General features: G+C 65.9%; 11 protein-coding genes and 2 pseudogenes. 8 read left to right on the top strand and 5 right to left on the bottom strand.

Annotated elements, in window-relative coordinates; translation table 11 throughout:
- Positions 1 to 158 precede the first annotated feature (158 nt).
- Positions 159 to 629, top strand: coding sequence for a hypothetical protein (locus tag OM977_RS11025; RefSeq protein ID WP_264354013.1), 471 nt, complete (start codon positions 159 to 161; stop codon positions 627 to 629).
- Positions 630 to 748: 119 nt separating this feature from the next.
- Here OM977_RS11025 and OM977_RS11020 read toward each other — a convergent pair whose 3' ends face one another.
- A complete protein-coding gene (locus OM977_RS11020) occupies positions 749 to 1,042 on the bottom strand; it encodes a hypothetical protein (RefSeq protein WP_264354012.1) in 294 nt (97 codons plus the stop codon).
- A 136-nt stretch (positions 1,043 to 1,178) separates the two neighbouring features.
- Between OM977_RS11020 and OM977_RS11015 the strand changes: the two genes are divergently transcribed.
- Complete coding sequence (locus OM977_RS11015) at positions 1,179 to 1,364, top strand: hypothetical protein (RefSeq protein WP_264354011.1); 186 nt, start codon at positions 1,179 to 1,181, stop codon at positions 1,362 to 1,364.
- A gap of 25 nt (positions 1,365 to 1,389) precedes the next feature.
- On the opposite strand, the gene OM977_RS11010 is transcribed toward OM977_RS11015, so the two are convergent.
- Positions 1,390 to 1,638 carry a hypothetical protein gene (locus OM977_RS11010; RefSeq protein ID WP_264354010.1) on the bottom strand — a complete coding sequence of 83 codons (249 nt, stop codon included), beginning with the start codon at positions 1,636 to 1,638 and terminating at the stop codon, positions 1,390 to 1,392.
- Between the two features lie 459 nt (positions 1,639 to 2,097).
- Here OM977_RS11010 and OM977_RS11005 point away from each other — a divergent pair, with 459 nt between their 5' ends.
- The 6 genes from OM977_RS11005 to OM977_RS10980 all read left to right on the top strand — a co-directional run bounded on the left by OM977_RS11005 (position 2,098) and on the right by OM977_RS10980 (position 8,299).
- Entirely contained in the window at positions 2,098 to 2,919 is an 822-nt protein-coding gene (locus OM977_RS11005; protein ID WP_264354009.1) for an amino acid ABC transporter substrate-binding protein, read from the top strand.
- A 36-nt stretch (positions 2,920 to 2,955) separates the two neighbouring features.
- Entirely contained in the window at positions 2,956 to 3,621 is a 666-nt protein-coding gene (locus OM977_RS11000) for an amino acid ABC transporter permease (protein WP_264354008.1), read from the top strand.
- Positions 3,608 to 4,393 (top strand): amino acid ABC transporter ATP-binding protein, encoded by a 786-nt coding sequence (locus OM977_RS10995; protein WP_270102940.1) that lies wholly within the window; start codon positions 3,608 to 3,610, stop codon positions 4,391 to 4,393. The genes OM977_RS11000 and OM977_RS10995 overlap by 14 nt, the downstream gene beginning before the upstream one ends.
- Before the next feature lie 48 nt (positions 4,394 to 4,441).
- A complete protein-coding gene (locus OM977_RS10990) occupies positions 4,442 to 6,064 on the top strand; it encodes a helix-turn-helix transcriptional regulator (RefSeq protein ID WP_264354007.1) in 1,623 nt (540 codons plus the stop codon).
- A gap of 178 nt (positions 6,065 to 6,242) precedes the next feature.
- Positions 6,243 to 7,334: a class I SAM-dependent methyltransferase gene (locus OM977_RS10985; protein ID WP_264354006.1), complete on the top strand. Its 1,092-nt coding sequence runs from the start codon at positions 6,243 to 6,245 to the stop codon at positions 7,332 to 7,334.
- 212 nt (positions 7,335 to 7,546) lie between these two features.
- Positions 7,547 to 8,299 carry a CPBP family intramembrane metalloprotease gene (locus OM977_RS10980; protein ID WP_264357386.1) on the top strand — a complete coding sequence of 251 codons (753 nt, stop codon included), beginning with the start codon at positions 7,547 to 7,549 and terminating at the stop codon, positions 8,297 to 8,299.
- 6 nt (positions 8,300 to 8,305) lie between these two features.
- Here OM977_RS10980 and OM977_RS10975 read toward each other — a convergent pair.
- From OM977_RS10975 to OM977_RS10965, 3 genes and pseudogenes are all read right to left on the bottom strand, one after another.
- Positions 8,306 to 9,184 (bottom strand): annotated as a pseudogene (locus OM977_RS10975) (ribonuclease Z); the annotation flags it as partial.
- Between the two features lie 130 nt (positions 9,185 to 9,314).
- On the bottom strand, positions 9,315 to 10,523 hold the full coding sequence (locus OM977_RS10970) for a glycoside hydrolase family 16 protein (protein ID WP_264354005.1): 1,209 nt from the start codon (positions 10,521 to 10,523) through the stop codon (positions 9,315 to 9,317).
- A gap of 367 nt (positions 10,524 to 10,890) precedes the next feature.
- A pseudogene (locus OM977_RS10965) lies at positions 10,891 to 12,457 on the bottom strand (HNH endonuclease).
- Between the last annotated feature and the right edge of the window lie 214 nt (positions 12,458 to 12,671).

Genomic DNA, 12,671 nt, shown 5'->3' with positions numbered 1-12,671 from the left:
TCCGCTGGCCCTTGAGGATGTGGCCGCCAGGCATAGACTGAAATCCCCAATATTGCATCGATTGCGGAGGCTGGAATCGCACTCGTTCTGGCGCAGAAAACGGAGCGCCTTTCCTTCCATAGTTCGGCCTTGCAGCCGGTGATTCCTCGGAGAATCTCGTGAAGAAACCTAGAAACCCGAAATTCCGGGCAGGCGTGTCCTTACTGGCTTCAAGTGCCGTGCTGTCCCTGTCGGCCACCCCCGCGGCAGCTGCTCCTCCGCAACACTTCGTGTTCGCCGAAGTGTGCCACTACGTTGCAGCTCCGTATGATCATCTCGTCTGTATCAGCCAGTCGGGACGGTTCAGCCAAACCGATACCCCCGGTGGTAAGACCATCACACAATCCGCCGTCACAACCAGTACTACCGTCTACGCAGGGCCCATCAAGAACGGCCTCGTGACCGCTTGGTCGGATAGTACGCAGCAATTTAATGCGCTGGTGAAAAGCGGTGAACCTGCCCTGTTTCAACTGCGGCAGGTGATCAAGGACGACGGTGTCCTCTCAACAATCTCATGCATGATCAATGTTCGATTCGTCATCGTGGGAACGCAAATCCGGCAGACACACACCGAGGCCAGCTGTCAGTGATGTACGACGGCGTCCCGGGCGGGCGCCCGCCGGAACGGCCCCGCACGCGTACGCGTGCGGGGCCGTTGACACGGGAAGCCCGCGTAATTTTTGTTGCCGAACTACTGCTCAGCGCCGCCCTACTGCTCAGCGCCGCCGTGGAGGCCGTCGTCGCTGCTGTCGCTGGACGGTGACGTGCCCGCGTCGTCAGGAGCCAGGTCCATGTTCCCCCGTGCCTCCTCCATGGTGGGACCGCCGGACGGGACGCTGTAAGTGTCCGGCCGGATGCCGTGGGCCTGTTCCTCGATCAACGCCTGTTCTTCACTGAAGCGGATCACATTCGCTTCATCGCCGGCGTCACCTGGAACGTCCTCGCGGAGTTTTGAGGGATCCGGAACTATAAAACCGTTGTCGCTGTCGTTTTTTTCAGTCATGGCCTTGTCCTTTCCGTGCAGCGCTGTCCCTTACATCGTAAGCTTACTTTCCATTTCGCGGATCGCTGGCGCGGCAAGGGGTAGAAGTGCCTCGTTGGTCGGGAGTAAAGTCTCCCCACCAAGCAAGGAGGCCCTCATGGCTATGAAGGTTCACCACGTCGCCCAGCTCGACAGGGATGTCTCGGGGGAGGTTACGCAATGGCTGGAGTACCTGAAGGGCCAGGTGACAAGCGTGCAGTTCCTCACCACCTCTGTGCCTGACCCCCAGGCTCCCGAGAAGTGGCGGGTGCAGTACGAGGCATACATTACGTACCAGCAGTAACGCGGCCGCGGTCCGCGCTAATGCCTTAGCTGGCTCGCGTGTAGGTCCCGGCGGTGTCGTCCCCGTGCCGGTTGGCGACCGTGACGTAGTGCCCCTGGGCGCGGTTGCGATTCTCCGGGACTCCACTGGACGTCGTTACGTAGCCGCCTTCCGTGTGCGAATCGGCGGCTATGGTGCTGGTTGTCACGTAATTCCCTCCCCGCGGAGCCGGGCGGACGGACTTCTGCTTGTGGGTGGTGGGGCGTGCGGTATTTCGTTCGGCTTGCAAAGTCATGATCTGCTCCTAGGTACAACGGATAGCTAAATGGGTGGTTGATCTGCGGCGGCACGGCGCTTGGAGCGGCGGTCCGGTGTACCGGGCAACCGGCACGGCTAACGGCGCCCGGGCGGCGAACACGTTGAAGGCAACTTCGCTAGTGACGACAACAGGCGGTGTTGGATATAGCCACCCGGCACTCAGCGCGTTGGTGGTGCGTGCAGGCAATGCGGCCGCCTGGGGCAGACCCGCGCTGTGCCCACCAATGCGGCCGCGCGGTTGGTCGGGGCTTGATTGTCCGGCTTCATCCCTGCCGTTGCCCGCCTGACTAAAACGCTAACAGTTATTTTGAGTAGATCAAAATAAGAAGGATTCCGACGGGTACTCCCCGGGGGTAGTTGTTGCTATCGTCGGTAGTGGACGGCCTGCGGGCAGTGCAGCCGGCGAGCCCTGCCGGCACCAGGATTAAGGATCAATATGAATCGCACACGACTTTCCGCCATCGGTCTCATGGCCGCCGCAGCACTGGCCCTGGCCGGGTGCGGGTCGGGGTCGACGACGCCGGCCAGCTCGGCGCCGGCGGGCGGCGCCGACACTTCCCTGAGCGACGTCCAGAGCGCAGGAACGCTCAAGGTCGGCACCGAAGGAACGTACAAACCCTTTTCGTTCCACGCCGACGGCAGCGGCGAACTGACCGGATACGACGTCGAGATCATCACCGCCGTCGCCGGCAAGCTCGGCGTCAAGCCGGCGTTCCAGGAAACGCAGTTCGACGCCATCTTCGCCGGCCTGGAGGCCCGGAGGTTCGACGTCGTCGCCAACCAGGTCTCCATTACCGATGAACGCAAGGCAAAATACGAGTTCTCAACCCCGTACACCGTGAGCACGGGCGTCGTGGTGACCAAGGCCGACAACACCAGCACCAACTCGTTCGAGAGTCTCAAGGGCAAGACCACAGCCCAGTCGCTGACCAGCAACTGGTACAAGCTGGCGCAGGAAAGCGGCGCCACCGTCGAGGCCGTGGAGGGATGGGCGCAGGCGATCACGCTGCTCAAGCAGGGCCGCGTGGACGCAACCATCAACGACAAGCTGACGTACCTGGACTACCAAAAGACCGCCAAAGATAGCGATATTAAGATCGCGGCGGAAACCACGGACAAGTCGCTGAGCGCCTTCGCCTTCCGAAAGGGGTCAACAGGCCTCGCGGAGGCGGTCAACAAGGCCCTCGGCGAGCTGCAGACCGACGGTACGCTGACGAAAATTTCGCAGAAATACTTTGACGCGGACGTCACGAAGTAGCCGGGCGGAAGCCGTCGGCGGACTCTGCGTCAGAGCATGAATATCAACTGGGATCTCGTCTGGGGGTCGCTGGGGCCCATTCTCGTGGGGGCGGTCACCGGCACCATCCCCTTGGCGCTTGCCTCGTTCGGTCTGGGCCTGTTGCTGGCCCTGCTGGTGGCACTGATGCGGCTCAGCCGCAATCCGGTGTTCGCCGATGTCGCCCGGATGTATATATCGGTTATCCGCGGCACACCGCTCCTGGTCCAACTGTTCGTCATTTTCTACGGGCTGCCTTCGGTCGGGCTAACCATCAGCCCCTGGCCCAGCGCGATCATTGCCTTCTCGCTCAACGTGGGCGGGTACGCGGCGGAAGTGATCCGCGCGGCCATCCTCTCGGTTCCCAAGGGGCAGTGGGAGGCCGGACACACCATCGGCATGTCCCGCCGGCAGTCGCTGGTACGGATCATCCTGCCGCAGGCCGCCCGCGTCTCGGTCCCGCCCCTGTCCAACACGTTCATCAGCCTGGTGAAGGACACCTCGTTGGCTTCCCTGATCCTCGTGACCGAGCTGTTCCGCCAGGCGCAGCAGGTGGCCGCCTTCAGCCAGGAATTCATGCTGCTGTACCTGGAGGCCGCAGTCATCTACTGGATCATCTGCCTGTTCCTGTCCGGCGGACAGTCAGCCCTGGAAAAGAGATTGGACCGCTATGTCGCCCATTGAGCCCACCGCCCCGGACGCGGCCGCCATCCTGACGGTCCGGGGGCTGCGCAAGGCGTTCGGTCGACATGAGGTCCTGAAATCGATCGACGTGGACGTCCGCCGCGGCGAAGTCGTCACCCTGATCGGACCGTCCGGCTCGGGTAAAACGACGGTCCTGCGGTGCCTCAATGGACTTGAGGTGCCCGACGCCGGCATCGTTTCCTTCGCGGGCGAACTCACCGTCGACTTCACCGCACCCGTGTCGAAGAAGCAGGTGAATGCCATGCGGGACCGGAGCGCCATGGTCTTCCAGCACTACAATCTTTTCCCGCACAAGACCGTCCTGGAGAACATCATTGAAGGCCCGGTCCAGGTCCAGAAGCGCCCCAAAGCCGACGCCATCGCAGAAGCCCGGGAATTGTTGGCCCGCGTTGGCCTGGAAGACAAGGAGAACAGCTATCCGTTCGAGCTCTCCGGGGGGCAACAGCAACGCGTCGGCATCGTGCGGGCGCTTGCCCTGCGCCCGCAGCTGCTGCTTTTTGATGAGCCGACGTCGGCGCTGGACCCGGAGTTGGTGGGCGACGTCCTGACCGTCATCAAGGAACTCGCCGACGAAGGCTGGACCATGGTGGTCGTCACGCACGAGCTCGCCTTCGCCCGCCAGGTCGCCGATGAAGTCATCTTCATGGACGGGGGCGTCGTCGTCGAACGCGGCCACCCGGATACCGTACTGCGCGACCCGCGGGAGGAACGCACACGCCAGTTCGTGGACCGGCTGCTGAACCCGTTCTAGCAAGTGCAGTATCCGGCGGGCGGCGCTACCGTTGAGGTGGAGCCCCGGATGGACGAGTTGGACGAATTGCTGGCCACGGCGCGGACGGCACACGCCCGCGGGGACTGGCACGCCGCCCACCGGCAGTTTCTGCAGGCACGGACACTCTCGGAGCTGGCCACCGGGGATTTGGATCTTCTGGCCGGCGCGGCGTGGTGGCTCGGACGGGTCAAGGAATCGTTAGGGATTTCGGAGGCAGTGTACAACCGCTTCCAGGACGACGACGATGCCCCCGGAGCCGCCATGAAGGCCCTGAATCTCGGGCTGCTCTGGTTCATCCGCGGGGACCTGGTCATCGCATCCGGTTGGGTAAACCGCGCCCGGCGGCTTTTGCAGGAACTTCCCGATGGCCCGGAGCACGGCTATCTGCTCTACATCGACGCGGCCCTCGCACTGGGAAGATCCGACGCCGGACCGGCCCGGGAGACGGCGGTGAAGCTGCAGGACCTGGGCCGGCGCCTTCGCGCCCCGGCGCTCACTTCATTCGGCTTGGTTCTTGCCGGCCTGGCTGACTTGCGCAACGGCGGCACCGCGTCCGGCTTTGCCCAGCTGGATGAAGCAATGCTGCCTGTGCTCGCCGGTCAGCTGCCGCCTGAATGGGCCGGCGAAATATACTGCACCGTGATCCATGCGTGCCATGAGCTGGCCGACCTGCACCGGATGCGGGCCTGGACCCAAGCCACGGAGCAGTGGTGCGAACAGTTTCCCGGCGAGGTGGTGTACTCGGGAATCTGCCGCATCCACCGGCTGCAGTTGCTGAGCATCGAAGGTGGCTGGGAGGCGGCGGAACACGCCATCGAGCAGGGCGGGGCAGAGCTCGTGGGTCGGAACAACTGGGTTGCGGGTGAGGCCTTCTATCAACTGGGCGAGATCCGTCGGCTGCGTGGGGACAGCAGTGGTGCCCAGGAAGCCTATGCCCGCGCCCGCGACCTCGGAACCGACCCGCAGCCGGGCGAGTCCCTGCTCCAGCATGCCGCCGGGAAGAGCGACGCCGCCTGGGCCGGTTTGTGTGCCGCCATGGCCGGGCGGGACCGGCTGGCGTGCGCACGGCTGCTGGGATCCGGCGTCGAAATTGCCCTCGCCCTCGGTCACCGGGACGAGGCCGAGCGGCTGTGCGCCCAACTGGAGGAAACCGCCGTCGTATTCGCCACCGCGGGCTTCCGCGCCTGGGCCGGCCAGGCCCGTGCCGCCGTGCTGATCGCCGGGTCGCGGCACGCCGATGCCCTGCCCGTGCTGCAGGCCTCCGCCCACGAGTACCGCGGTCTGCACGCCCGCTACGAACTGGCCAGAGTCTACGAACAGTTCGCCCAGGCTCACCGGGGGCTGGGTCAACCCAATGTCGCCGCCGCCGATTCGGCCGCAGCGCTGGCCATCTACCGTGAACTCGGCGCCCTGCCGGATATACAGCGGCTCGACGGCGGCCGCCTGCCCGGAGGGCTGACGGAGCGGGAGGCGGACGTGCTCGCCTTAACCGCCGGGGGAGCCAGCAACAAGGAGACCGCCGCGGCGCTCTTCATCAGCCAGAAGACGGTCGGCAGGCACCTGGCCAATATCTTCGCCAAGATCGGGGTCTCCTCGCGCACGGCGGCGGCGGCCTGGGCCCACGAACACGGTCTGCAGCCGCGCCGATAATGGCCGCATCCAGCAACCCGGCCACTGCCTGCAATGAGCAACCCGGCCACCGCCTGCATCATTCGCCCCATGGCAGCTGGGAGACAACGCATCATTCGCCCGATGCCGGCCCCACGCGGTCATTCCTACAGTGAAACCAATCGGGCGGAGAAAGCCCGTAGCAACCGGAGGAAGAACAATGACTGTCGACCAAGAAACATCGCTGGCGGGGATTGACACCGAGGCCGCCCAGGCCTTTGCGGGGCGCTTCGTGGGCATTCTCAACGACGCGGCGATCGCGCTGCTGACCAGCGTCGGTCACCAGACCGGCCTGTTCGAGACGCTGGCGGCGCTGCCGGCCGCGACCAGCCAGCAGATCGCGGACGCCGGCCACCTGGACGAGCGCTATGTGCGCGAATGGCTGGGTGGCATGACGGCGGCGCGCGTGACCCGCTATGACCCGGCCACCGGGACGTACTGGCTGCCGCGCGAGCATGCGGCGGTGCTGACGAGCGCCGCCGGACCGGACAACGTGGCCATCCTGATGCAGCACATTTCGATGATGGGTGACGTGGAGCAGAAGATCATCGAGCGGTTCCGGCACGGTAGCGGGCTGTCCTACGCAGACTACCCCCGCTTCCACCGGAACATGGCTGAGACCAGCGCCGCGGTGCACGACGCGGCCTTGCTGGACGTGATCCTTCCACTGGCACCGGAGCTGCCCGGGCGGCTGAAGGCAGGGATCGACGTAGCTGACGTCGGCTGCGGCAGCGGCCACGCGATCAACCTGATGGCTCAGGCCTTCCCTGCCAGCCGCTTCACCGGCTACGACTTCTCCGAGGGGGCCGTTCGTGCGGCCCGTGCCGAGGCCGGACGTTTGGGGCTGGCGAACGCGGGCTTCGAGGTAGTTGACGTTGCCGCCCTGGATCTCGAGGCCTGCTTCGACGCCGTCACCGCCTTCGACGCCATCCACGACCAGGCACATCCGGCCGCGGTACTGCGCAATGTGCACCGGGCGCTGCGACCCGGCGGAACTTTCCTGATGGTGGACATTAAGGCCTCCAGCAAGGTGGAGGACAACATCGAAATCCCCTGGGGTAGCTACCTGTATGCCATCTCGACTTTCCACTGCATGAGCGTTTCGCTCGGGCTCGACGGCGACGGGCTGGGAACGGCCTGGGGCGAACAGCTCGCGTTGTCGATGCTCGCCGACGCCGGCTTCGCGAACGTTGACCCAAAGGAAATCGACTCGGATCCGTTCAACACCTACTTCATTGCCAGGAAGTACTGATCAACCGGGCTTGCCGGGCGCCGGATCGGCGACCATACTGGCAGCGTCACGGACCGGATGAAGGAGCTGGGGGTCGCGTGGAGCACAGGCTTCAATTGCGTAGACGGAGTCCGCGCGGGCATGGTCGGCAGCCCCGAAATGCGAGCGGCAAGCTGCCCGGGCGGTCCGGATCCCGGCACGGGCTCTCCCGTCAGCTGCTTCCCTCCGTGCTCGTGTCGTTCTCCGGATTTGTCCTGTTTGTTCTGGAAAACAGGGTTGGTGGCTTTGGCCTCCTGGCACTGGCACTCCTGCTGGCAGCTTGGATCGACGCGGCGCTGCTGCGGGATCTGGCCCTCATCGCCGTCGGACTCATGGCAATGAGCCTGGTTCCGATCACGACCGATATCAGCACGGAGCACATGGCGGTCATGGGATCCGCCATGATCCTGGCTGTCGGGATTCCCTACGCTGTCTCGCGCTTTGTCTTCAAGGATTATGCCGTCAGGTTTCCGGTGCTGACCGGGAAGGCATGGACGCGGGCCGAAAGGTGGTACCTGCCCGCCGTGGTAATCATGGGGTATGCGGTGCTTCCGGCCTACATGGTCAACACCGGTGTCTACCGCAATTGGCCGGCCGTTTCGGATCCGGAAGGAATCGCGCGCCTTTTCCTGGGGACCAATGTCCTGGGCATTTGGGACGAGCTGTTTTTTATCTGCACAGCATTCGCGCTCCTGCGCCGCCATTTACCCGTGGGCCAGGCGAACGTCCTGCAGGCTGTCCTATTCACCTCTTTTTTGTGGGAATTGGGGTTCCACGCCTGGGCGCCGTTGTTCATCTTCCCGTTTGCGCTCCTCCAGGCGTTCATATTCACGCGAACGAAATCCCTGTCCTACATCGTGAGCGTCCACCTGCTCTTCGACTTCGTCCTCTTCCTGGTCCTGATTCATGCCCACAACCGTGCCTGGATTGACATTTTCATCTATTGAGGAAGCCCGGCGCTTGGGGAACGCGAACCGGTCAAGGTCGTTTGCTGCCACCACGGTGGCGTTTCCCGCGCGGGCCCGCGCTTGCCCGGCGAGTGGGGCGGCGTCGGCGTAGCGTGAGGAGAAGTGGCTGAGGACCAGGCTGCCCACGCCGCCGTCGGATGCAAGGTGGCCGGCCTGTCCGGCGGTGAGGTGGCGATACTGCGACGCGAGGTCGGCGTCGTCGTCACTGAATGTGGATTCGGCGACGAGCAGGTCGACCCCGTGGGCGAGCTCCTCGGCGCCGGGACAGGGCGCGGTATCCATGACGAAGGCGAAACTCTGGCCCGGCCGCGGGACGCTCACGTCCTCCAGCCGGACGCCGTTCAGCCTCCCTTCGCGCTGCAGACGGCCGATGTCCGGCCCTGCAAGCCCCGCGGCAGCCAGCCGTTTAGGCAAAAGGGTGCGGCCGTCGGGCTCAGCGAGTCGATAGCCGTACGTCTCGATTCGGTGCCGTAGGGGAAGGACCTCAAGTCCCGGCGCCACCAGACCGGCACTTCCGTGTGGGTGCAGCCGCACGTCGGGGCCTGGGGAGGAGAGCGACACGAGCGCGCGGACCACGTCGTCCCCGGAGGCGGGATAGTGCAGATGGATCGGGTGCGTCACACCGTCGAGGGCCAAGCGGGACAGGACGCCGGGCAACCCGAAGCAGTGATCGCCGTGGACATGCGTGAGGCAGATGCGCGTGATCTGGGACGCCGACACGCCGGCATGGATCATCTGCCGCTGGGTGCCTTCGCCCGGATCAAAGAGCATGCCCTCGCCGTCCCAGAGCAGCAGATAGCCGTTCTGGTTCCTTGTACGGGTCGGGACCTGTGAGGCGGTGCCGAGAATGACCAGTTCGCGCATGGAACCGAGTGTCTCACCCCGTTGCGGCGCCGACCATTGCGGTTAACCTGGAACGGCCCCGCACGCCGAGGCATGCGGGGCCGTCCGAACCGTCAATAGCAATAGCTGCCTGCAGACAGGCGGTGGTTCTTTACTTGTAGACGCGGACCCAGTCGACCTGCATCTCGGAAGCCTTCGTGGCGGAACCGTCAGGGAACCAGTCGAGCTGCAGCGTCTGGTGCATGCCCACAGTGGGCTGGTGCGCCGGGTTGGTGTCGCTGAAGGTCTTCACACCGTCGACGTACCCGGTGATGCCGTCCGGGGTCCACTCCACGGCGTAGTTGTGCCACTGGGTGCTGTCGATCGGCTTGGTGGCGTACGTCTGGAAATCCTTGCCGCCGCACTCGTAGTGCAGGAAGAACTTCATCATGGAAGTTTCCGTGCTGCCTTCGGCGTAATCGATTTCGGCACAGTTGGCCGACGAATTGTCATTGGGCCAGAGGATCAGGACCGGGTGGTACTCGGGGTCGCGGTCGTTGGTCTTCATGCGGGTTTCCCAGCGGCCGTACTTCTGCTGCGCAAACTTAGCGGACATGCCGCCGGTGGTGCCGGCGGAGTCACCCTTGACCGTGGCCACGCCATTGGCGACCGACCAGGCTTCCGCGCTGCGGATGCCCTGGCTGTGGTGTCCGGGACCCTTGAAGACACTCCACTTGGTGGAGTCCGGTGCGCCGGTATTGGAGAACTCGTCGCCGGTCAGGACCGGGCCCCAGTTGAAGTTGGTGGCTGCCTCGGAGCCGCTGCCCGTTGATACTGCTGGTACAACTGGCGCGGGTGCTGGTGCCGGGGCGGCAGGCGCCGGGGTGGCGGGCTTTGCCGGAGCGGGGGCGGCGGGCGCTGCGGCGGGTGCCGATGCGCCTGACGCTGCCGGGGCTGCTGCGGGGGGTGCCTTTACGGCTGGCGCTGCGACAACGGGTGCTGCGGCGCTCGGAGCCTTTGCGGCAGAAGCTGCGACAGCCGGCACTGCGGCTGCCGGCACGGCCTGGGCTGCGGCTGCCGGCACTTCGGCAGGCGCAGAGTCCGGAACAGTAGCAGTCGCATCAGCGTCAGCGCCAGCATCAATATCAGTCTCGTCCGGCGCGTCGGTTGCCGGGGCTTCGTCCGAGTCGGTGGCCGGAGTGGTCTGCGTCGGGGCCGGGGTTGCTTTCGCGGTCTTTACCGCTGCAGATGCCGACTTTGCCGGCGCTGCCGATTCGCTGGCACTCGCTGGCGGCGCGTTCCCCTCGGAAGTGGGAGCGATGCTGCACCCGGTCAGGGACAGTGCGCCCATCGTGAGCGTGATGGCTATTTTCTTAAACAAGAGAACCCTTCGGGCTTAGGACTGACGCAAACGGCAGCCTCCACTGAGGCGATGACGAGTGCTCGAAGCTTCGTTCGGCCCCCTGCACTAGGCGGGAGCGAGCAGGCGCCGATCGGCGCAGCGGTGCCCGCATATGCGGACCTCCGGGGCCCTGCGTGCGGGCCGGCCCCTCAGGGCCAGCCGCAACGTTACCTGACCGTGACCTTCGCCCGCAAACCGCCGTTCCTCTGCTCTGCCCACCGCGCGCCTAGGCAACGAGGCCGGGGCGCCGCGCCGGCATGCAGGGGAAAGCGGTGTGTCCACGCCGCCGGCACCGGCCTTTCCGACCCGCTCCAACGCCTAATGCCGCCGGCCTCAACCGAGGCCGCTACGCCGCCTGCAGCCGATGAGCGCGGGCTTGTCTGGCTATCTTGGCGGCGTGTCTTAGCCCCCGCCGACCGACTTGAAAGTTGGGTATCGCTTCCCCCGGCAAGGGTGGCGCGGTGGAGTGATAGCTGTGTCCGGTGGGGGTGGTGAGCTCGAGGCGGTGTCTCTGGCTTGGGCTCTCTCTGGGTTCGTGGGTGCCGGTGCGTCCGGGGAGTGGCCGGCTGGTCCAGCCGGGGGTTTCTTTGATGTGGTTGCAGGCTTCGCAGAGCCCGGCGCCGTTGGCCGTAGTGGTGGCTCCGCCGTGCTGCCAGGGGATGATGTGGTCCATATGGCGGATCGGGGCGTCGCAGTAGGGGATGCGGCAGGTGTCGTCCCGAGCCTGTAGGAAGCGGCGGAGCCCGGTGGGGAAGAGCCAGGCGCGGGAGTCCATCGCGACCAGGTCCCCGGTGCCTGGGGCGGTGTAGAGCCGCCGCAGCCAGGTCTGGAGGTCGCGGTTGCTGGTGCCGGGGACCCCGTCGGTGCCACAACCGCCTTCCGCGCCGGGACTCGAGCCGGCGGGCAGGCTTGGGCTGGTGCTGGGGGCTGCCCGAACCTGAGCCACCACCCTTGATCAGTTCGCGGGCCCAGCCGGCGGGGACGATGCCGTAGCCGGGAAGCCGTGCGGGTTCGGAGTCGCCCTGGAAGAGGGTGCGGTCGGTCAGAACGAGCTGGATTTCGATGCCGCTGATCCCGCCTGCCTTGCCGGTGGTGCGTTCGGCCAGGGCGTCGGCCATCAGCTGTCCGCGGCTACGGGAATCCCCGGCGGCGCGGGCGGTGTCGGCGTGCCGGGACAGGGCGGTGTAGGCCGCGACGCCTTCGGCGACCGGCAGCAGCGCGGTCAGATAGGTCATGGTGTCCGGCGCGGGGCGGAGGCTGACATGCCGGTCGGCGGCGGCATGCGCTGCCCGCTGGGTGACGGACCGCGGGTCCCGGCGGTACGCCGCGGCCCGGGCCGCGGCCACGATCGTGCGGTCCCCGGCGCCGGTGAAGGTGCCTGTGTCGGCGGCGAGTTCCTCGTCGACGGCGGCCCGGTCCGCGGCGGGCAGGCACGCTGTCTCGCGCACCAGGAGGGTGGCGCGCCATTCGTTGAGCTGGCCGGTCTCCAGCGCGGCGAGGGTGTGCGGCATTTCGGTCACCAGGGCCTTCGCCAGCCCCAGCAGCCGCCCACCCTTCGCGGGGGACTCGCGCCGGGCGAGCGCGATCTGCGCCGCTACCCCGGTTCCGAGCTCGGCGACGGGGACGCCGGCGGCCCGCTGGGCGCGGCGCTGGGCTAGGTCGAAGGCGACAGCATTCCGGGCCCGGCGGGCGGCCAGGGCGGACTTCAGGTCCTCCAGTTCGCGTGTTTCGTCGATAAGGGCGGCGGGGCTGTCCGGGGCAGGGAGGCCGGCCACGAACCGGACGAGGTCCGCGACCGTCACTTCGGTGAGCCCGCAGCCGCCGCAGAGGCCATCGCACGGGCCGGCAGCACCGCCGTCGTTGGCGATGCACTCTCCTGACCGATGCACTTCGGGTTCCCGATTTGCGTCCATGAACCAAGTCTTCTACGGGGGTCTGACAGTAATGATGAAATTGGTTGTGTTGCGGTGTGACTCGGCCTACGACTGGCGCCCTGCGAGGGGTTTCTCTTCAAAATGATCTGTCTGCCGCAGCACAGCTGCAGTAAACGCGGCGGCCAGGTGCACATGACCTCATAGGAGCCTGTTCGAGAAGTCCCATTACTGTCTGGTCTGCCCACCCGGCCGG

Origin of the sequence: Pseudarthrobacter sp. MM222 (assembly GCF_947090775.1) — a bacterium.
Classification (GTDB): domain Bacteria; phylum Actinomycetota; class Actinomycetes; order Actinomycetales; family Micrococcaceae; genus Arthrobacter.
Note: the sequence above shows the minus strand (reverse complement) of the source record. Positions and strands in the feature narration are given on the sequence as shown.

Coding starts and splice junctions, on each gene's coding strand:
- OM977_RS10990 (WP_264354007.1), top strand. CDS start 4,442: ATGGACGAGTTGGACGAATTGCTGGCCACGGCGCGGACGGCACACGCC.
- OM977_RS11015 (WP_264354011.1), top strand. CDS start 1,179: ATGGCTATGAAGGTTCACCACGTCGCCCAGCTCGACAGGGATGTCTCG.
- OM977_RS11000 (WP_264354008.1), top strand. CDS start 2,956: ATGAATATCAACTGGGATCTCGTCTGGGGGTCGCTGGGGCCCATTCTC.
- OM977_RS10985 (WP_264354006.1), top strand. CDS start 6,243: ATGACTGTCGACCAAGAAACATCGCTGGCGGGGATTGACACCGAGGCC.
- OM977_RS11005 (WP_264354009.1), top strand. CDS start 2,098: ATGAATCGCACACGACTTTCCGCCATCGGTCTCATGGCCGCCGCAGCA.
- OM977_RS11020 (WP_264354012.1), bottom strand. CDS start 1,042: ATGACTGAAAAAAACGACAGCGACAACGGTTTTATAGTTCCGGATCCC.
- OM977_RS11010 (WP_264354010.1), bottom strand. CDS start 1,638: ATGACTTTGCAAGCCGAACGAAATACCGCACGCCCCACCACCCACAAG.
- OM977_RS10995 (WP_270102940.1), top strand. CDS start 3,608: ATGTCGCCCATTGAGCCCACCGCCCCGGACGCGGCCGCCATCCTGACG.